The sequence below is a fragment of the Acinetobacter sp. YH12249 genome (assembly GCF_013417475.1).
Taxonomy (GTDB): Bacteria; Pseudomonadota; Gammaproteobacteria; order Pseudomonadales; family Moraxellaceae; genus Acinetobacter.
In genome coordinates this window covers 100,332-119,788 of sequence record NZ_VPDX01000001.1, presented here as the reverse complement: position 1 = coordinate 119,788, position 19,457 = coordinate 100,332, and the positions used below count along the sequence as shown (strand labels likewise).

17 protein-coding genes are annotated in these 19,457 nt (G+C 44.5%); 8 read left to right on the top strand and 9 right to left on the bottom strand.

The window, feature by feature from the left end; all coding sequences use genetic code 11:
- Positions 1–57: 57 nt before the first annotated feature.
- Positions 58–708, bottom strand: coding sequence for a response regulator transcription factor (locus FTV25_RS00580; protein ID WP_004781530.1), 651 nt, complete (start codon positions 706–708; stop codon positions 58–60).
- A 373-nt stretch (positions 709–1,081) separates the two neighbouring features.
- On the opposite strand from FTV25_RS00580, the gene msuE reads away from it, so the two are divergent.
- The 4 genes from msuE to FTV25_RS00560 all read left to right on the top strand — a co-directional run bounded on the left by msuE (position 1,082) and on the right by FTV25_RS00560 (position 5,263).
- Complete coding sequence (msuE, locus tag FTV25_RS00575; protein ID WP_180002606.1) at positions 1,082–1,816, top strand: FMN reductase; 735 nt, start codon at positions 1,082–1,084, stop codon at positions 1,814–1,816.
- A gap of 28 nt (positions 1,817–1,844) precedes the next feature.
- Positions 1,845–2,960 carry a dimethylsulfone monooxygenase SfnG gene (sfnG, locus tag FTV25_RS00570; RefSeq protein ID WP_180002605.1) on the top strand — a complete coding sequence of 372 codons (1,116 nt, stop codon included), beginning with the start codon at positions 1,845–1,847 and terminating at the stop codon, positions 2,958–2,960.
- 152 nt (positions 2,961–3,112) lie between these two features.
- On the top strand, positions 3,113–3,727 hold the full coding sequence (locus tag FTV25_RS00565) for a riboflavin synthase subunit alpha (RefSeq protein ID WP_125279183.1): 615 nt from the start codon (positions 3,113–3,115) through the stop codon (positions 3,725–3,727).
- Positions 3,728–3,853: 126 nt separating this feature from the next.
- The gene (locus tag FTV25_RS00560) at positions 3,854–5,263 is read left to right on the top strand and encodes a deoxyribodipyrimidine photo-lyase (protein ID WP_180002604.1); all 1,410 of its coding nucleotides are present in this window, start codon (positions 3,854–3,856) and stop codon (positions 5,261–5,263) included.
- Between the two features lie 62 nt (positions 5,264–5,325).
- Here the strand turns inward: FTV25_RS00560 and FTV25_RS00555 are convergent, their stop codons facing one another.
- Both FTV25_RS00555 and acs read right to left on the bottom strand, forming a co-directional pair.
- Complete coding sequence (locus FTV25_RS00555) at positions 5,326–6,507, bottom strand: acyl-CoA dehydrogenase family protein (RefSeq protein WP_180002603.1); 1,182 nt, start codon at positions 6,505–6,507, stop codon at positions 5,326–5,328.
- A 130-nt stretch (positions 6,508–6,637) separates the two neighbouring features.
- Complete coding sequence (gene acs, locus FTV25_RS00550; protein WP_180002602.1) at positions 6,638–8,584, bottom strand: acetate--CoA ligase; 1,947 nt, start codon at positions 8,582–8,584, stop codon at positions 6,638–6,640.
- Positions 8,585–8,845: 261 nt separating this feature from the next.
- Between acs and FTV25_RS00545 the strand changes: the two genes are divergently transcribed.
- Both FTV25_RS00545 and FTV25_RS00540 read left to right on the top strand, forming a co-directional pair.
- A complete protein-coding gene (locus FTV25_RS00545) occupies positions 8,846–9,421 on the top strand; it encodes a DUF805 domain-containing protein (RefSeq protein WP_180002601.1) in 576 nt (191 codons plus the stop codon).
- Positions 9,422–9,528: 107 nt separating this feature from the next.
- A complete protein-coding gene (locus FTV25_RS00540) occupies positions 9,529–10,509 on the top strand; it encodes a mechanosensitive ion channel family protein (RefSeq protein ID WP_159123798.1) in 981 nt (326 codons plus the stop codon).
- On the opposite strand, the gene FTV25_RS00535 is transcribed toward FTV25_RS00540, so the two are convergent.
- The 5 genes from FTV25_RS00535 to prfB all read right to left on the bottom strand — a co-directional run bounded on the left by FTV25_RS00535 (position 10,483) and on the right by prfB (position 15,477).
- Entirely contained in the window at positions 10,483–11,196 is a 714-nt protein-coding gene (locus FTV25_RS00535; protein WP_180002600.1) for a 16S rRNA (uracil(1498)-N(3))-methyltransferase, read from the bottom strand. The two genes, FTV25_RS00540 and FTV25_RS00535, sit on opposite strands and share 27 nt — an antisense overlap.
- A 276-nt stretch (positions 11,197–11,472) precedes the next feature.
- Positions 11,473–12,753, bottom strand: a complete 1,281-nt coding sequence (locus FTV25_RS00530; protein WP_180002609.1) for a 3-deoxy-D-manno-octulosonic acid transferase — start codon at positions 12,751–12,753, stop codon at positions 11,473–11,475.
- Between the two features lie 81 nt (positions 12,754–12,834).
- Complete coding sequence (locus tag FTV25_RS00525; RefSeq protein ID WP_180002599.1) at positions 12,835–13,920, bottom strand: alkene reductase; 1,086 nt, start codon at positions 13,918–13,920, stop codon at positions 12,835–12,837.
- Between the two features lie 15 nt (positions 13,921–13,935).
- The gene (locus FTV25_RS00520; protein ID WP_121979733.1) at positions 13,936–14,235 is read right to left on the bottom strand and encodes a helix-turn-helix transcriptional regulator; all 300 of its coding nucleotides are present in this window, start codon (positions 14,233–14,235) and stop codon (positions 13,936–13,938) included.
- Positions 14,236–14,381: 146 nt separating this feature from the next.
- A protein-coding gene (prfB, locus tag FTV25_RS00515) for a peptide chain release factor 2 (RefSeq protein ID WP_104426741.1) occupies positions 14,382–15,477 on the bottom strand; the annotation gives its coding sequence in 2 pieces (ribosomal slippage) (positions 14,382–15,404 and positions 15,406–15,477; 1,095 coding nt in all).
- A 504-nt stretch (positions 15,478–15,981) separates the two neighbouring features.
- Between prfB and FTV25_RS00510 the strand changes: the two genes are divergently transcribed.
- Together FTV25_RS00510 and FTV25_RS00505 are read left to right on the top strand one after the other, a co-directional pair.
- The gene (locus FTV25_RS00510) at positions 15,982–16,767 is read left to right on the top strand and encodes a putative porin (protein WP_034703585.1); all 786 of its coding nucleotides are present in this window, start codon (positions 15,982–15,984) and stop codon (positions 16,765–16,767) included.
- Between the two features lie 172 nt (positions 16,768–16,939).
- Entirely contained in the window at positions 16,940–17,692 is a 753-nt protein-coding gene (locus tag FTV25_RS00505; protein WP_180002598.1) for a putative porin, read from the top strand.
- A 61-nt stretch (positions 17,693–17,753) separates the two neighbouring features.
- Here the strand turns inward: FTV25_RS00505 and recJ are convergent, their stop codons facing one another.
- Entirely contained in the window at positions 17,754–19,457 is a 1,704-nt protein-coding gene (gene recJ / locus FTV25_RS00500) for a single-stranded-DNA-specific exonuclease RecJ (RefSeq protein ID WP_166137452.1), read from the bottom strand.

Below are 19,457 nucleotides of genomic sequence, written 5' to 3'. Positions count from 1 at the left end.
TTCTCATAATAAAAAAGACCTCAATTGAGGTCTTTTTTATTTTGTAAGCTGTATCACTTACATTTTCTTTTCTTCAATATTCAAGGCATTAATAGCAAGCACCGCCTGGGTACGGTTTTGTACACCCAGCTTACGGAAGATTGCTGTTACGTGCGCTTTAATCGTGGCTTCTGAAACATCCAGTTCATAAGCAATCTGTTTGTTCAGCAAGCCTTCGGCCACCATCATCAAGACACGGAACTGTTGCGGTGTCAGTGACTGAATCCGTTCTGCCAATGCAGTTTCATCTGCAGCACGCGGATCGAAATTCATGTTGGCTGGCAGATTGGGTGGTAACCAGATTTCCCCTTCGAGGACTTCACGAATCGCTTCACCAATATGGCTTGGATGCGCAGATTTTGGAATATAGCCCATCGCACCATGTGCAATCGCACGCTGGATAATGCTGGCTTCTTCGTGAGCAGAAACGACAATAATTGGAATCGAAGGATATTGGGCGCGAACGTGGACCAGAGCAGAAAAGCCCGATGCACCTGGCAGGTTTAAATCCAGAAGGACAAGATCAGGCTCAGGACCATTTTCTAGACGTTCATAAAATTCATTGACTGCTGCAGTTTCATGAATCTGCGCTTGTGGCAGACTATAACGAACAGCTTGGATCAGAGCATGACGAAACAGTGGATGATCATCAACGATTAAAATATTCATAGGACGTGAGAGAGATCTTGTGCACAGTAGCTCCTATTCTAACCACACAAGCCAGTTTATGGATATGCAAGATCGCCAATTTTTTAAATAATGTGGAGTTTTTCTTTAATTTTTTTAAATTTTGGCTTATTTCAATAATTCTTTAATTCTCATCACTTTTTTATATATGATTTATTCCTATTCTGCATAGCTTATCTTTATTCAATATAAATATAGTTATCAGTTATTTATCCAGCTCTCTATGTTTCAGAAGCAAATTTTCTGCTTATATAGAAAAATCAGATAACTTTTCAGCATTTCGTTATTTTACACCTACTGCGGCAATCGGGATTAATAGGGCCATTCCGAGCTTAACTATTTTTAGGTACTTCACATGTCCCATTTTTCCGAGCAAAAACCTTTAAACATCGTGGCTGTTTCTGGCGGCCTGAATCACCCATCTAAAACCGAAGCACTGGTTCAAGCCATTCTGGATGAACTGGGTGAAGCGACGCCAATCAATGTACATTTCATCAAGTTCAGTGAAATTGGCCAGCTTTTAGGTGGTGCAATTTACCGTAACCAGCTACCGCAACGCGTGCAGGATGATTTGGCAGCTGTTGAAGCAGCAGATGCCCTGATTGTCGGTACGCCTGTTTACCGCGCTTCATTTACGGGCCTGTTCAAGCATTTCTTTGACTTCGTAGAACAAACGGCGCTGGTAGATGTACCGGTTCTTTTAGCAGCTTCTGGTGGTAGTGACCGTCATGCGCTGGTTCTTGAACACCAATTACGCCCATTGTTCAGCTTCTTCCAGGCACAAACTCTGCCAATCGGGGTGTATGCCACAGATCGTGACTTTACGCCTGAATACACCATTCACAGCGAATTACTCCGTGCCCGTATTACCCTGGCAGTGGCTCGTGCCCTACCAATCCTTGAATGGGCGCCAGCAAAGGGGCAGCGTGCTGAGGTTATTAAAGAAAAATCTCAGCAAGCCAACCAGAACCTAGGCATCAACAAGCAAATCGAACAGGAAGAAGTTTTACCTTCAGCTGCAGTACCAAGTCTGGATGCCGCAGAATCCCGTTTGCACAGCAAGAAAGTGCCAAAGACTCAAGTGGCTTAATAGCCGCTTCATTCAGAGGGTAATAAAGATGTCTCAAGATAAAAATATTGTATTTGCTTACTGGGTTCCAAATGTCAGTGGCGGTCTGGTGGTCAGCGACATCGAACAGCGTACTGATTGGAGCTACGACTATAATGTCCGTCTGGCGCAAACTGCTGAGAAAGCAGGTTTTGATTATGCCCTGACCCAGATCCGTTTTACTGCGGGCTATAACGCTGAAAACCAGCATGAATCAGTGAGTTTCAGTCACGGCATTCTGGCGAAAACTGAACGTTTAAAAGTGATTGCCGCAATCTTGCCGGGCCCATGGAAGCCTGCGCTGGCAGCGAAACAGCTGGCAACCATTGACCATCTCACCAATGGCCGGATTGCGATTAATGTCGTAAGTGGCTGGTTCCGTGGCGAGTTTGATGCAATTGGTGAAGAATGGCCGGAACATGATGAACGTTATGCACGTTCAGAAGAATTTATTCGCAGCCTGAAAGGGGTCTGGACTCAAAACAATTTTAGTTTTGATGGTAAATACTACCAGTTCAAAGACTATACCTTGAGTCCAAAACCGCTACAGAAACCGCATATTGAAATCTTCCAGGGGGGAAGTTCCCGAGCAGCGCGCGATATGGCATCTCGCGTGTCTGACTGGTACTTCACCAATGGCAATACGCCGGAAGAGCTGAAAAAACAGATCGATGATATTCGTGAAAAAGCCAAAGCGAACAATCACTCTGTGAAAATTGGTGTGAATGCGTTTGTGATTGCACGTGATACCGAAGAGGAAGCGCAAGCAGTACTGCGAGAAATCGTGGCCAAGGCCAATGTTCAGGCGGTAAAATCTTTCGGTGAGGCAACGCGTGAAGCGGGCGCAGCCAGTAAGGAAGGTGAAGGTAACTGGGCCAAATCTACGTTTGAAGATCTGGTGCAATATAACGATGGCTTCCGTACCAACCTGATCGGGACGCCAGAGCAGATTGCAGAACGTATCATCGAACTGAAAAAAGTCGGTGTTGATCTGGTTCTTTCAGGCTTCCTGCACTTTATTGAAGAAGTAGAATATTTCGGTGAAAAAGTCTTGCCACTCGTGCGTGAACTGGAAGCGCAGCAAGCTGAACAGCAACAAGAAGAACAAGAAGCTGAGCTCGTTTAAACTATAATAATGCTCAGCATAACGATTCATTCCCTCAAGGCTCGGCTTGAGGGATTTTTTTTGTGCAACACAGTGTTCTCGGCATAGAGATAGCCGCCTGCTTCATTCTTGACTAGAATGAAGCCAAACTCGATGAGATAGAAATTTAAATTATGTATACCGGTATCGTACAAGGCTTGGAAAAAGTCGTGGATATTCGCCAGGGCAATGGCTTCATTACCATTATCGTGAGCAACGAAAATCAGTTTTTTCAGGATGTCTTTATTGGCGCCAGTGTTGCGATCAACGGCGTCTGCCTCACCGTAACGACTATTGATCAGAAGCTAAACCAGATTCACTTCGATATCTCCGATGTAACCCTTGCCCTCACCACCTTAAAATCTCTTCAAGTAGGTGATGAAGTGAATGTCGAACGCTCTGCCAAAGTCGGTGCAGAAAATGGCGGGCATAATCTGTATGGGCACATCGAAGGCACAGCAATCATTAAAAATCTGGAACATCGGGGTGAAACCTACCATATCGATATTCAGATCCCGGATGGCAATATCAAATACTTTTTCCTGAAAGGGTTTATTGGTCTGAACGGCTGCAGCCTGACCATCAATCGCGTCGATCGCGCCAATAGTGAAATTTCGATTGATCTGATTCCCGAAACTTTGCGTCTGACCACCTGGAAAAATGCCAAAGTAGGTGATGAAGTCAATTATGAAATTGACCAGACCACGCGTACCTTGGTGGATACCTTAGAAAATATTCACCAGCGTTAAATGAAAGAGCCGCTTATACCATAGGCGGTTTTTTAACTGATCATTCTGCCCATATCTACGTTTCTATACAGAATTTTCAGGTGGAATGAATAAAATAATCTGATTCCGATTCAGAACGTTATTCCCATGCAGTTGATCTGGTTCCGCCAAGACCTCCGTATACATGACCATGCCGCACTCTGGCATGCTACTCAGCAAGGACCTTGCATTGCGCTAGCAGTCCTCTCTCCCGAACAATGGCAACTGCATCAGGATGCCCGGATCAAAATTGATTTTTATCTGCGCCGGCTCAAATATTTAAAACAGCAGCTACAGCAACTGAATATCCCGCTGATCATATTGAATATTCCTTTGTGGGAAAATTTAGCGCCAGAAATATTGAATCTATGTCAAACCCTGAAAATTGAAAGCTTGCATGCCAATATCGAAGTTGGCGTCAATGAACTGGAACGTGATGCTCAGGTACAGCAATTACTGCAACAGCAGCAAATCAGGGTCGAGTTCTATCATGATCGCATCCTGTTTCCCCTTGGCAGTATCCGGAATCAGTCTAATCAAGCCTATCAGGTCTATAGTGCCTTTAAGAAAAAATGCTATGAGCGGCTAATTCTGGATGTACCCGCCTGCTATCCAGAGATTGAAGCTCAAGATCCAATCCAATTATCAACTAAGCTCCCCAATGTTGATCTTGAAAAATTCTCAGCGGATTATGTGGTAGAGCATGCTGCCCAACTTTGGCCTGCGGAGGATCGAACTGCCTTGGATCTGCTCGATGATTTTATCGAGGACAAAATGGCTCATTATAAAACCGACCGTGATCTGCCAGCAGTTGATGGTACCAGCCGCCTCTCCCCTTATCTGAATATCGGTGTTCTTTCAGTTCGCCAATGTATGCAAGCTCTTTTTCAGGATGGCTATTTCCAGATTGAGGATGTGGGTCAGCAGACCTGGTTAGATGAACTCTTGTGGCGGGAATTCTATCTACAGACCCTGTTTGATTTTCCACGTGTCTCCAAACACCAACCATTTAAGCAAAATACCAATAAGATCCAGTGGCGCAATGCCCCCGAAGATCTAGCTGCCTGGCAGCAAGGCCAGACCGGAATTCCGATTGTGGATGCTGGCATGCGGCAAATGCTGACAACAGGTTGGATGCATAACCGGGTCAGGATGATCACTGCGATGTTCCTGTGTAAGAACTTGCTGATCGACTGGCGACTGGGTGAAAGCTGGTTTATGCAGCACCTGATTGACGGCGATCTGGCTGCGAATAATGGTGGCTGGCAATGGTGTGCGTCAACCGGCATGGATGCTGTGCCCTACTTCCGGATTTTTAATCCGGTCAGCCAGTCCCTGAAGTTTGATCCCAATGGAGACTATATCCGCCAGTGGGTGCCTGAACTGGCGCATCTGGATGCCAAATCCATTCATGAACCTTATGCCAAAAATCCTGATCTGGAACTGGATTATCCAAAACCGATTGTCGATTTAAAAGCCTCTCGTGTACGAGCCATAGAAGCCTTTAAGCAGATTTAGAAGAAACTATCACTTCATCTAATATGAAAAGCCTCCAATATTGGAGGCTTTTTATTTTCATATTAAGAATAAAAACTTGGATCAGGCACTTTCCCGGTCAATATCCATTCCCCAACTTCCTGATATTTATAATCTACCGGATCATGCAAGGTCTGGGTGCGAACATTACGCCAGAAACGGTCCAGATTCAGTTTGGCTGTGGTCGCACGCGCGCCCATCACCTGAAAAATATTCTGGGTGATATAGAGAGATGTATTGGTGGCCGCGATTTTGGCTGTAGCAATCGCCACTGAAACTTCACCACGCTGCTCGGCAGTGAGATCATTGCCCAGATCCCAAGCAGCTTGTAAGGTTTGAATCGCTTTATCAGCCAGCAGACGGACGCTTTCCAGCTGCACATAAAAATCGGCAAAATGCTTCTGGGTAAAAGGGTCATTCACAGCCTCTTCTACCAGTGATTTAGACCAGGCTTTTTGAGTCTGTACGGTTTGTTTGGCCACTTCAAACGCACCTTCTGCTACACCGAGGAACATGTGTACAAAGATCAGCTGGGCAATTAAAGGACGTAAGCTTGAATACGGCGTACTCAGTGGACCCGGATTTAACAGCAATTCATCTTCATGAATTTTAACCTGTTCAAAATGGCTGGTGCCGCTATCGGTCTGGCGTTGACCCATATTATTCCAGTCACCGAGAAAACTTACGCCCTTACGTGCTGTTGGAATTACCCCAATGAGTAATTTTCCAGCATCGTTATAGCCTGAGCACAGTAAAATATCGGAGTCAATGGAGCCCGAACAGAAGCTTTTATGTCCATCAAAAATATATTCTTTTTCAGCAACTTTTGTTGCGGTAGTACGACGATCCAGTGGATTTAAGGTATTACCCCAGAACAGGTTTTCCCGAGCGGTCTGTTCAAACCAAGGACCATATTGTTCCGGTTGGGAAAATAATTGAACCGTTGCAATCAGCAAATGATGAAACCCATAAACATGTGCTAATGAACTATCGACTCGGGCAATAATTTGAATGGTTTTAAAAATTGTCTGCCAGTCTGCTTCCTGACCGCCGTACTGTTTCGGAATGGACAGGCCCAGTAAACCGCTCTGGCGAATCAGATCACGCTCGGCTTTAGGATTACCGCCCTGCTTGTCACGAACTGCGGCCGTTTGGGCAAAAGTTTCTGCCAGTTGCTGGGCAATTTGCAGTGGAGATTGATCTAGATATTGTTGTCGTACATTCATTCTTTTGACCTAAGTTCAGCATGGTTTTAGCTTAGCAGATTGCAGCTTGGCACTATATTCGAAAGCATGCAGAGCTTATTCCTGAGACAAAAATACCGGCAAATAATGCCGGTATTTGAACGTCCTAAACTTATGCCTGATTACGCTGCACTTCAGCAATTAACTGATCCACGACTTGTGGCTCAGCCAGAGTCGAGGTATCGCCCAGACTGTCCAGTTCATTGGCAGCAATCTTTCTTAAAATCCGGCGCATAATTTTTCCTGAACGGGTTTTAGGTAAAGCGGGTGCCCAGTGCAAGGCATCTGGCGTTGCCACTGGCCCTAAAATTTTACGTACCCAAGCTACCAGTTCACCGCGCAGCTGTTCAGTACTTTCAGTCCCTGCCTGCAAGGTGACAAAGGCACAAATCCCCTGACCTTTGATGTCATGCGGCATACCCACTACGGCAGCTTCGGCAACTGCCTCATGTGCAACCAATGCACTTTCAATTTCTGCCGTACCCAGACGATGGCCTGAGACATTGAGTACGTCATCGACACGACCGGTAATCCAGTAATAGCCATCTTCATCACGACGTGCACCATCACCGGTAAAATAGGTACCTGGATAGGTCGAGAAATAAGCTTCAATAAAGCGATCTGGGTCACCCCAGATGGTGCGCATCTGACCTGGCCAGGAATCCTTAATTACTAGATTCCCTTCTGCCACCCCTTCAATTTCCTTGCCTTCTGCATCGACAATGGCGGGTTGCACACCAAAGAATGGCCGGGTTGCAGAACCCGGTTTCAGGTCGGTCGCACCTGGTAAAGGCGTAATCATGAAGCCACCAGTTTCGGTTTGCCACCAGGTATCAATTACCGGACAACGGCTTTCACCAACCACCGAGTAATACCAGTTCCAGGCTTCCGGGTTAATCGGTTCACCGACCGAACCTAAAATTCTCAGGCTGCTACGATCACTTTCCCGTACATAGGCATCACCTTCTCGCATCATGGCGCGAATGGCTGTCGGTGCGGTATAGAGAATGGTGACATTATGCTTGTCAACGATATGTCCGGTACGCGCCCAGCTCGGATATTGCGGTACACCCTCAAACATGACCGTAGTCGTACCATTAGAGAGCGGACCATACAGTACATAGGAATGCCCGGTAATCCAGCCGACATCAGCAGTACACCAGAACACATCATCCTGTTTGATGTCAAAAACTTCGCGGAAGGTGCAATTCACATAAGTCAGATAACCGCCTGTGGTATGCAGTACGCCCTTAGGCTTTCCGGTTGAACCCGAGGTATACAGGATAAACAGCGGATCTTCCGCATTCATCGGTTCAGGGGGACAGATCTCATTGACGGTCATGATTTCCATGTGATACCAGAGATCACGTCCCTGTTGCATTTCTACCGGATTGCCGGTGCGATGTACAACGATGACATGTTCAATCGATTCGGTACCGGCAATTTTCAGGGCTTCATCGACATTGGCTTTCAGTGGAATGGCTTTACCACCACGCATGCCCGAATCTGCGGTAATCACCATTTTGGCCTGACTGTCTTCGATCCGGCTGGCCAGAGAATCAGGTGAGAAACCACCAAACACCACACAATGCACTGCACCAATTCGGGCACAGGCCAGCATGGCAATTGCGGCTTCCGAGACCATTGGCATATACAGCACCACCCGGTCGCCCTTTTTAATTCCGTTCTTTTTCAGGACATTGGCGAAACGGCAGGTTTCATCATAAAGCTCATGAAAAGAAATAATCTTGTGACGGGATGGATGATCCCCTTCCCAGATAATCGCCGGTTTATAAGGATGTTCCTTAAGATGGCGATCCAGACAGTTGGCACTGACATTGAGCTGGCCATCTGCAAACCATTCAATTTTAAAATTGTCTTTATCAAAACTGGTATTTTTAACCTGGGTAAAAGGTTTGATCCAGTCCAGGCGCTGTGCCTGTTCAGCCCAGAACTGATCCGGTTGTTCAATGGATTGCTGATAACGCTCAAAATACTCTGTATCAGTGGTACGTGCGGTTTTCTTAAATTCTGCTGGTACTGGATAGATTTCTTTCATTGTTCGCTTCCTTGATCTTGTTCTATCTCATCACGAGAGCTTGATGGCATTTTGTTGATTGTTTTTTATGCATAATGGCAGTATGTACTGCATATTTCAAATCCGACAATCATGCTTTCGTCGTAGATTATTTATTCAAATTCAATCAGAATAACTTCGGATAATGCTCAGCTATGGCCAAAGTCAGCTAGATATTGCTATCGTCAAATAAAATGAGTCGCCCACTCTCGCTGTATTTTATACAGGCTTAGGATCTTGCCCATGAATTCAACTGAACCTTCCTATTTCCCTCCTCCTTTTCCTGCAGCAGATCATCCCTTATCGATCAGGGGCCGATTTGGACGTTTGAGTTTTATTGCCTGGTCCGCATTTTTACAGTTTATTTTCTTATGCAGCAGTATTGCGCTAGGTTTAAGTATTGATATTGTGAACATTGCCAGCCTATCGGTAGATTCAAACTGGCAAATTTCCCTGCACGGCCTGTCCAGCCTGTTTGCCTTGGGGATCATGCTGGTCTACCTGTATTTCGGTATTGTGATTACAGTACGGCGCTTACACGATCTGGACCGCAGTGGCTGGTGGATGCTGCTATTCTTCGTGCCTTTGATCAATCTGTTGGTCTGGATTTATATCCTGCTTTTTCCAGGAACAAGAGGTAGCAATCAGTATGGTCCGATACGTACAAGCCCCGTCTGGGAAAAGATTGTGGCCTGGCTGGTGATCATTTTTACCGTACTCAGCCTGTTGGCGACGACTGCATTATTCTCTTATATGAGTGAAGGTGAGCCTTCAAGAATCCCAAGCGAAGTGAAACAAAAAACGACTGAGTTCTTTTAAGGCAGTTGTGTCTGTTTTGCATAAATATATTGTGTATAAATTTCGCTGTTGTTAATTTTTTGCTGTAGTTGAGGCAAAATAAGCGAAATTTAAATTGTGGAGTTTTTGTGGCTGAGCAAGAGAATACTTTAAGCCAGGTAACTGAAGGGACGACTGAGCTCCTGCATCAGGCGACTGAAAAAACTGCCCAAACCGTGATCGAACATACCTCCAAGTACAATGATGCCTATAGCACCATTGACAAGATCATGGAGGGTTTCTGGGAGCGTGTGCCTTATTTCTGCATCGCACTGACAGTCATTGTCATTTTCTGGTTACTGTCAAAACTGTTTAAGTTTTTTGTCCGTAAGACTTTAGAAAACCGTACTTATACCCGACAGAATCTGGTACTGGTGCTGAACCGTGTCGGTAGTACGGTGATTGTTTTCTTTGGCGTATTAATCGGGCTGGTGATTGCGATTCCAGGTTTCACCCCAGGTCAGCTGATGAGTGCGCTTGGGATTGGTTCGGTGGCGATCGGTTTCGCATTTAAGGATATTTTCCAGAACCTGCTCTCAGGTGTACTAATTTTGCTGGGTGAACCTTTCAAGATTGGCGATGACATTATCGTGAATGGTCTGGAGGGTACCGTAGAAGATATCCAGATTCGTGCAACCTTTTTACGCTCGCCAGATGGTCGTCGTATCGTAATTCCAAATGCTACGGTCTATACCAGTGCAGTCACAGTGAATACTGCTTATACCCGTCGCCGCTGTGAATTTTCTGTCGGTATTGGTTATGAAGATGATATCCAGAAAGCCAAAGATATTATTACTGCAATTCTGGATAAAGATCCGACCATCCTGAGTCAACCTGCATTCAGCGTCAATGTGATTGCACTGGCAGACTTCTCGATTACCCTCAAAGCGTTATGGTGGGTTAATACCACTGAAACAGGCATAGGCACCTCAATCAGTGCCGTTCAGGAACGGGTGATTCAAGCCTTTGCTGAACATAACATTTCGATTCCATATCCGGTGCAGGAAGTGAAAGTCTATCGTGGTGATGGCCATGAAGATGCCTCAGCTCGCGCTAAACAGTCGACCTAAAACATATGAAATCGCCGTTTCAGTACGGAGAATACGGTTGCCAAGGCTCACTGCTTGGCAGCCGTTTTTTATGAGCAAATCAACTTCATACGGAATAAAGCCACCTTCCGGACCAATGACAATCGTGCAAGGATGCTGAAGTGCATATGGCATCGGCTGTTCGGCATAAGGATGTGCAACAAAGGCTGGACAGTCTGCTGTAATGAGTCCCGGCAAAATATCTTCAACAAAAGGTTTAAAGCGTTTATACAGCTCAATTTTCGGAGCAAGCGTATCTCCTGCCTGTTCTAGCCCAAGATCTACATAATGGTTTAATTGCTGCAAAAATGGGGTCTGCCAATAGCTTTTATCCACCCGATAGCTATGCAATAAAATGATTTTCTCTACGCCCATGGTGACAGCATCCATGATCAGACGGCGCAAAACTTTAGGGCGTGGCAAGGCCACAATCAAGGTAACAGGCAGCTTTGCAGGGACTGATTCTTCTTGAAGCGGTTTCAATACAACTGCTTTTTCAGAAATTTCGACAACTTCAGTTAAATACCGTTTCCCTTCCCGAATCCCGACTTTCAACGTATCGCCAACCTGAACCTCCAGGTGCTGTTGCAAATGTTCCAGCTGCCGCTTTGACGTAATTGACCACAGTTCAGATTCAGTTTGGCGGGGATCAAGCAGGACGATATTCATAAAAAATTAACTCAACAAATCCATCACGGGATACGCGGAAACGTCATCCACAACTGTCCGAGGCAGGACTCTTTTTGCCTGATATAGGTTCTGCGATATCTTTGCAAAAAGATGGTATATGACGATTTTTGTGGATGACAAATGGTTTTGTTACTTTTGCCGAAACAAAAGTAAAAGAAAGAAGAGCGCTAGCATTAAATCTATAAAGATAAGGCTTAGTTTTAACCTTATACAATCAATCCATGAAAATCAGCTTCTTCACAAATCAGAATATAATCAAAGATATTGATCAATCACCTGAATATGCCTTTCAAGTGAACCCTGATTTTGCTGCATAATCTTTTGTGCAGCAGTATTCAAGCTTTCAGCTTTAGCTGAATTATTCAGAATTTCTAGCAAAGTCTCAGCAGCCTGCTTAGCATCCTGCACCACTTCTACGGCATGCGCCTGGACAAACTCATCCACAATCGTCTGAAAGTTAAAATAGTTTTTACCCAGAATCGTTGGGACATTCAGCGCAACCGGCTCCAGAATATTATGTCCACCACCTGGTTCATTCAAAGAGCCGCCAACATAACAGGCTTGGCTCAAGGCATACCAGAGCCACATCTCGCCCATGGAATCCGCCAGATAAACCTGAGTATCTTCTTCGATACGTTGTTCCAGACTACGGCGTTGGGTTCTTAAACCTAAGGATAGTGCAGCTTGGAACACCTCATCAAAACGTTCCGGATGGCGTGGCACCACGATACAAACTAATGTCGAATCTGCATCCAGCGCAGATTTAAGTTCAGCCATTAATTGCTGTTCTTCAGGCGCATGCGTACTGGCGAGAGTAATGATCTTCCGACTTTGTAGAGACCATTCCTGTCTTAATTGAGCAGCATGATCAATAAATTGCTGCGGTGCCGTGATATCAAACTTAATATTGCCCAAGACCTGAGTTTTTTCTAAAACTATACCTAGATCAATATAACGCTGCTGGGTTGCTGTATCCTGAGCCAAAAGACCTGTTAAATTCTTAAGCATGCCACGGGTTAGGCCTTTGACTTTGCCATAGCCCTTGGCGGATTTTTCAGAAAGACGGGCATTCAGTAACAGACATGGCACATTAAAAGCAGGTGCTTGATCAATCAGATTTGGCCAGAGCTCGGTTTCCATCAATAACAGCAATTTAGGCTGATATTTTTGATAAAAATCACGAATCAGAGTTTTCTGGTCAGCTGGCAAATATACAGCCTGAAATAAGTCTAAATAAGGTTCTTTCAAGAAAAGTGATTTAGCACGTGCCTGCCCGGTCTTGGTGGTATTAGTCACTAGAACCGGATGCCCAAGTTTTAAATAATATTCAATTAAAGGTTGAGCAGCATTGGTTTCCCCTACGGATACCACATGAAACCAGATCGCCTGCAGGTTTTTAGGGGACTGGAAAGGACCAAAACGTTCCAGCAGCTCTTGTTGTAATTGTTCCGGACTGGTTGCACGTTTACGTATACGGGATTGATAAAGCGGTTTCGCTAGCGCCAAGGCTGCGTTATACCAGAATGGAGTAGCCACATTGCGCCCCAAAACAGATTCAATCGGCAAAATATAACAGAGCCACATCGACATGTTAATCGATGTGGCTCTTATTTCGAATTATTCTATGGTGCTTAATACTTTAACTTCTGCCAAAGTTGGATAATCAATATAACCTTCAGCCACCTGACTGCCGATCATATTTTCCATTTTCAGCTCATTAAGTGGTGCATTGTGAAGCAGACGTTCGTATAGATCAGGATTCGCAATATAGGCTTTACCAAATGCGACTGCATCTGCCTTTTCAGCTGCCAGTAGCTCAATCGCATCTTCACGACTCAGTTGCATATTGGCAATATAAGGCACTCCACCAGAACGCTCTTTCATATATTCGGAAATACTGTCTTCAGCCAGATATTCACGGGTAAAGAAGAAGGCAATCTTGCGCTTGCCCAGTTGCTCCATGGCATAGCCAAATGTTTCACGTGGATCATTGTCGCCCATGTCATGGTCATCACCACGCGGCGCAAAATGTACCCCTACTCGATCCGCACCCCATACTTCAATCAGTGCATCAGTTGCCTCTAGCAGGAAACGTGTACGGTTTTCGACTGAACCGCCGTATTCATCCTCACGCTGATTGGTTTTGCTTTGCAGGAACTGGTCAATCAGATAACCATTGGCAGCATGTAATTCAACACCGTCAAAACCGGCTTCTTTGGCACGAATCGCGGCTTGCTTGTATTGCTCGGTAATCGCGTGAATTTCAGAAACTTCCAAGGGGCGTGGCGTAACGTATGGACGCTTTGGACGTAATAAGCTGACATGACCCGCCTGTTGTACTGCACTTGCAGAGACTGGTGTTTCACCATTTAACAGATCCGGATGTGATACACGACCAACATGCCAAAGCTGGGCAACGATTAAACCGCCCTTCTCATGAACCGCTTGAGTGACCTTTTTCCAGCCTTCGACCTGAGCATCGGTAAACAGTCCTGGAGTATTTAAATAACCATTGGCTTCTTCGGAAATCACTGTAGCTTCAGAAATGATCAGACCAGCACTTGCACGTTGCGCATAGTACTCAACCATCATGGGGGTTGGAACACGATCAGCAGTTGCACGGCTACGGGTCAGCGGCGCCATGATGACACGGTTTTTAAGCTCTAACGCACCGAGCGTTAAAGGAGAATTTAATTCAGCCATCGTTACTCCCACCTGTTAAAGGTGTTGTTGTAGGTGTTCGATAAATTGCTGAATCAAAGTTTCATTGCGGGAGAAATATGACCACTGTCCATGCTTGGTCGCAGTGATCAGGCCAGCCTGCTGTAATACCGACAGGTGATTGGACATGGTGGACTGTGAAACCTGGCCTAAACGTTCAATTTGACCTGCACAGACCCCACGTTGAAAGCCACCACACTCTTCCGCAGACAGATATTGCTCCGGAGATTTTAACCATTCCAGAATTTGTCGACGGGTCGGATTGGCTAAGGCTTTAAAAATTAGATCAAGGTCCATAGGCACATCACAATCAGTGGCGCAACGAAACCTCATTCAGCATCTGCGACCATTATATCGTATTTTTTCGATTTATATATCGAATAATTTAGATATAAGAGTCACAGTCTGTTAAAGCTTTGTTACGCCAGCTTTTAAACGATTTCTTACAGGCCCTGTTTCAGGCTTGCTTCGATAAATTTGTCCAGATCACCGTCCAGAACTGCGCCAGTATTGGAATTTTCCACACCTGTACGCAAATCCTTGATACGTGAATCATCAAGGACATAAGAACGAATCTGGCTACCCCAGCCAATATCGGACTTGGAATCTTCCAATGCCTGTGCAGCTTCATTACGTTTATTCATTTCCAGCTCATACAGCTTGGCACGCAGCTGCTTCCAGGCATGGTCACGGTTGGCATGTTGTGAACGCTGGTTCTGACACGCCACCACAATACCGGTTGGAATGTGGGTTAAACGCACTGCAGAGTCAGTTTTGTTAATGTGCTGACCACCCGCGCCTGACGCACGGTAGGTATCGGTACGGACATCTGAAGGATTGATTTCAATTTCGATATTGTCATCTACTTCAGGTGAGACAAACACGGCAGAAAATGACGTATGACGACGGTTGCCCGAGTCAAATGGTGATTTACGCACTAAACGGTGTACACCAGATTCGGTACGCAACCAGCCATAAGCATACTCACCTTCGACACGAATCGTCGCAGATTTAATCCCGGCAACATCCCCATCAGATTCTTCCATCAGTTCAGCTTTAAAACCATGACGTTCGATCCAGCGCATGTACATACGTAGCAGCATAGATGCCCAGTCCTGTGCTTCGGTACCGCCGGAACCTGCCTGAATTTCCACATAGCAAGGGTTTGGATCCATCGGGTTGCTGAACATACGACGGAACTCAAGCTTCGCCAGTTCTTCTTCAGCCGCATTCAGCTCAGCCTGCACATCTTCCAGCATGGCCTCTTCATCTGCTTCAACCGCAAGGTCGAGCATCGCTTGAGCATCTTCGAGCTGGGTGGTTAAGCCGTCCAGTACATTAAGTACATTTTCAAGCTCACCTTTTTCTTTGGCCATGGCCTGAGCACGACTCTGGTCATTCCAGATCGCCGGGTCTTCTAATTCACGCAGGACTTCTTCTAAACGCTCTTTTTTCAGATCGTAGTCAAAGATACCCCCGTAGTGTTTGACCACGTTCGTTTAAGTCTTTTAATTGGTTTAGATACGGATTAATTTCCACGTGAATTACTCTCAATCAAAATTAGGTATAAATTCTTAGGTCAATATTATATCACAGTCTATTTCGCCAATTTATAGCGATAAATCCATCTTTAAAGCTAAGCAAGAAAATGTCACTAGCACATTTTTTAATTACAAAATTTGTCAGCCCGATAAAATAGCTAAATATTATTTTTAATACTTTCTCATTCTATTCTTAAATATATTTCGCTGTATTTTTATACTCAGTTTTTGATTCATTTTAAAACCCTAAAACCCCTACAAAATAAGATAAAAAATAGCATTTTCAATACATTCCACAATATCTACACACTTTTAATAAAACAAAACATTTCATTTTTAGTTTTTAAATTCAATTAGTTATTAAATGAAAATTACATAATATTACCTTACTCACAATGTAGTAACTTTCCTTTGATTGACGATTATTGGAATTGGTCTAGACTTAAAGTTGTAACAAAAAGTGTATTAATTTTAGCCATATTTTTCAGAGGGGAGTATCCGCATGAAAAAACTAGCAATCGCTTCAGCATTACTTTCAGCCGTAGCTCTTACAGGTACAGCAGCTCATGCTTATCAAGTAGAAGTGGGTGCATCTGCAGGCCTAACAGACCCGGATAATGGTAGCTCAAGCGGCTCTTTTGGTGTTGATGGCACATACTACTTTAATCCAGTTGAAACACGTAATGCACCATTAGCCGAAGCAGCTTTCCTTGATCGTGCAAGTAATGTGAAAGCTCAATATCAATATGATGATTACGACTCTTCAGAACGTCACCGTTATGGTGTAGGTGCTGAATACTTCGTACCAAACTCAGATTTTTATTTGAGTGGTAGCGTAGGTCGTGATGATTCTAAATACGACTATGCACCTGATTTTGACGAAACCGTTTATAGTGCTGAAGTCGGTTATTTACCTGCACCAGGTCTGTTAATTGCAGCAGGTGTGAAAGGTTATGACAATGACTATGATGACGGTGTAGATCCAACTTTACGTGCTAAATATGTGACTACTTTAAGTAATGGTAAAGACATTAACCTTGAAGCTGGCGCTGCCTTTGGCGACCTGGATGAGTACAACTTAAAAGCTGACTACTTCATCGACAAAACTTTAAGTGTTGGTGCTGATTATCAAAGCAAAGACAATGGCCCATATGACTCAAATGAATTTGGTGTAAGTGCACGTAAATTCTTTAATGAACAAGTGAGCTTGGAAGGTCGTGTAGGTTTTGGTGAAATTGGTAACCAAGACTACAACAAATTTGGTCTAGCTGCGAAATACCGCTTCTAATCCAAACTAAGAAATTTCATTATAAAAAACCCATCTTCGGATGGGTTTTTTATTGCACTTTAAACAAGCATTTAGGTAGTTTTTGCACATTGACGGGGCGATTATTATCTGTACAATTTGTTACAACTGTTAATAAAACAGCCATATTTTATAACAAAGAGAGAAAATCTAAATGTTTAAGAAACTTACTCTTGCTACAGTACTTATTGCTAGCCTAGGAACTGCTCACGCTTATCAAGCTGAAGTGGGCGGTACGATTGCTCTGGTTGATCCAGACAATGGGGATACTTCTACTGGTTTCGCAATTGATGGAACTTACTACTTCAATCCAGTCCAAGTTAAAAACTCGCCTCTTAATGAAGCAGCATTTTTAAATCGTGCAAGCAATATCAATGCAGCGGTTTCTTATATTGATTACGATTTATTTGATGTGACTACATTTAATGTAGGTGTTGAATATTTTGTTCCAAATTCAGATTTTTATGTAAGTGGTAATATTGGTCAATCATCTACTGATACACCAATTGGTGATGATGACACAACTATATACTCAGCAGAATTAGGTTATTTACCGGTTCCTGGTCTATTAGTTGCTGTTGGCCTAGCTGGTTATGACAATGACGCAGGCGATGATGTTGATCCAACCTTACGTGCCAAATATGTTACTCAAGTCGGTCAATATGACATGAACTTTGAAGGTGGCGCAAGCTTCGGTGATCTTGATGCTTATAGCCTCGGTGCAGATTTATATTTAGACAAAACTTTCAGTGTTGGTCTGGGCTATTCTGATTCCGATATTGATAATAGTGATGTTTTCACTATTCGCGCGAAGAAATTCTTCAATCAACAAGTTAGCCTAGAAGGTTCAATTGATTTTGCTGACGAAGGCAATATCTTTGGCGTACGTGGTGCATACCGCTTCTAATCTCCAAGATTAAAAGTCCAAAAAAAAACCGCTCAATTGAGCGGTTTTTTATTTGAATAATTTATTGTTCCAGATGAGCAATTCGCATTTGCAGGCTAACATTGCCATTAAAGACATTTTTATCCAGTTCATAGACCAGACGTACATGCTGTTTCATCGGATCAAACTTGTATTTATCGATGGCACTAAAAGCAATCGCATCCACAACCTGTCCATTCTCTAAGGCAACACGTAATTTCAGATGTACATCCTTGAGCCAGCGGTAATCCAGAATCTTAAAGATGCCTTCAAAAATCGGTTGAGGAAACTTTTGTCCCCATGGACTTAAGTTTTGCAGTAAATCGACCGTTTCAATTTGGAAAGCTGATGCCGGTAGTTCCCCATCAGTCCACAGCGTAGCGGTAAATAGGCTTTCATCCATCTCTGCAATCAGCTGTTCAAAGACCTGTTTAAATTCAGCAAAATGCTGCTTTTTAATGGTTAGTCCCGCTGCGGCCGCGTGCCCACCAAAATGGCTGACCAGATGCGGATACTGCTCTGCTATCCGTTCAATACTATCCCGGATATGAATCCCTTCAATGGAACGTGCTGAACCTTTGATATGAATCCCATCTTCATCTGCTGCGAACACAATACTTGGACGATGGAACTGTTCTTTTAAACGCCCCGCCACAATCCCGATCACACCCTGATGCCAGTGCTGTTCAAACATGATCAGCGCGGCTGGCAAAGTATTCTCATCCAGCTGGATTTTTTCCAGTTCAGTCAAAGCTTCTTGCTTGATTTTGCCTTCTACCTGACGACGTTCGACATTGAGTTTATTCAGCTGTTCTGCGAGTGGATAAGCGGTTGCCAGATCCGGAGCAAGCAAACACTCGATCCCGATATCCATGGTTTCCATACGACCCGCTGCATTAATGCGTGGGCCAAGCACAAAACCCAGATCCTGCGCTTTGAGCGTAGCTGCATCACGACCAGCAATCTCTAGCAAGGCACTGATGCCAGGTCGGCAAAGATGATGTTGAATCCGTTTTAAGCCGGCATCCACCAGAATACGGTTGTTATAGTCCAGGCTTGCGACATCTGCATAAGTACCTAAAGCGACCAGATCCAGATAATTGGTAATAACCGTTGAAGATTTACCCAACTTTTTACGATGAGTCGATAGATTTGCCAGAACATAAAAAGCTACCCCTACACCTGCCAAAGCCTTACTTGGAAAATCACAACCCAGCTGATTGGGATTGACCACAGCCTCTGCTGCAGGTGTAGGCTTGGTAGTTAAGTGGTGATCGGTAATAATCACCTGCATACCATGATCTTGCGCCTGTTTCACGCCTTCATGACTGGAAATCCCGTTATCCACTGTGATTAAAAGATCCGGCGTAAAATTAGCAAAAGCCAGATCCGCAATCGCAGGTGTCAGGCCATAACCATACTTAAACCGGTCAGGAACCAGATAGTCGACATGAGCACCCATATCACGCAGAGCAAGTACCATCAGTGTGGTACTGGTCGCCCCATCAGCATCATAGTCACCGACAATTACGATTTTCTGGCCGGCATCTATAGCCTGATCAATCAGCTGGACCGCTTCCGTTAAACCTTTCATGGTCGGAGCCAGCAGATGCTTGAGTTTCAGCTCCAGCTCCTGTTCAGATTCCACGCCACGGCGTGCCAGAATGTTAGCTACAAATGAAGGCACGCCCTGAAAAGATTCAGGGCGTGTCAGTAAAGGTCTTTGCTTGATTTCAAGTTTAGGCAT

What these genes read in the sequence shown, in the direction of transcription:
- FTV25_RS00520 (WP_121979733.1), bottom strand. Translation starts at nt 14,235, where the DNA reads ATGGACCTTGATCTAATTTTTAAAGCCTTAGCCAATCCGACCCGTCGA.
- FTV25_RS00555 (WP_180002603.1), bottom strand. Translation starts at nt 6,507, where the DNA reads ATGAATGTACGACAACAATATCTAGATCAATCTCCACTGCAAATTGCC.
- recJ (WP_166137452.1), bottom strand. Translation starts at nt 19,457, where the DNA reads ATGCCTAAACTTGAAATCAAGCAAAGACCTTTACTGACACGCCCTGAA.
- FTV25_RS00525 (WP_180002599.1), bottom strand. Translation starts at nt 13,920, where the DNA reads ATGGCTGAATTAAATTCTCCTTTAACGCTCGGTGCGTTAGAGCTTAAA.
- FTV25_RS00545 (WP_180002601.1), top strand. Translation starts at nt 8,846, where the DNA reads ATGAATTCAACTGAACCTTCCTATTTCCCTCCTCCTTTTCCTGCAGCA.
- FTV25_RS00510 (WP_034703585.1), top strand. Translation starts at nt 15,982, where the DNA reads ATGAAAAAACTAGCAATCGCTTCAGCATTACTTTCAGCCGTAGCTCTT.
- FTV25_RS00505 (WP_180002598.1), top strand. Translation starts at nt 16,940, where the DNA reads ATGTTTAAGAAACTTACTCTTGCTACAGTACTTATTGCTAGCCTAGGA.
- acs (WP_180002602.1), bottom strand. Translation starts at nt 8,584, where the DNA reads ATGAAAGAAATCTATCCAGTACCAGCAGAATTTAAGAAAACCGCACGT.
- FTV25_RS00565 (WP_125279183.1), top strand. Translation starts at nt 3,113, where the DNA reads ATGTATACCGGTATCGTACAAGGCTTGGAAAAAGTCGTGGATATTCGC.
- FTV25_RS00535 (WP_180002600.1), bottom strand. Translation starts at nt 11,196, where the DNA reads ATGAATATCGTCCTGCTTGATCCCCGCCAAACTGAATCTGAACTGTGG.
- FTV25_RS00580 (WP_004781530.1), bottom strand. Translation starts at nt 708, where the DNA reads ATGAATATTTTAATCGTTGATGATCATCCACTGTTTCGTCATGCTCTG.
- FTV25_RS00560 (WP_180002604.1), top strand. Translation starts at nt 3,854, where the DNA reads ATGCAGTTGATCTGGTTCCGCCAAGACCTCCGTATACATGACCATGCC.
- msuE (WP_180002606.1), top strand. Translation starts at nt 1,082, where the DNA reads ATGTCCCATTTTTCCGAGCAAAAACCTTTAAACATCGTGGCTGTTTCT.
- sfnG (WP_180002605.1), top strand. Translation starts at nt 1,845, where the DNA reads ATGTCTCAAGATAAAAATATTGTATTTGCTTACTGGGTTCCAAATGTC.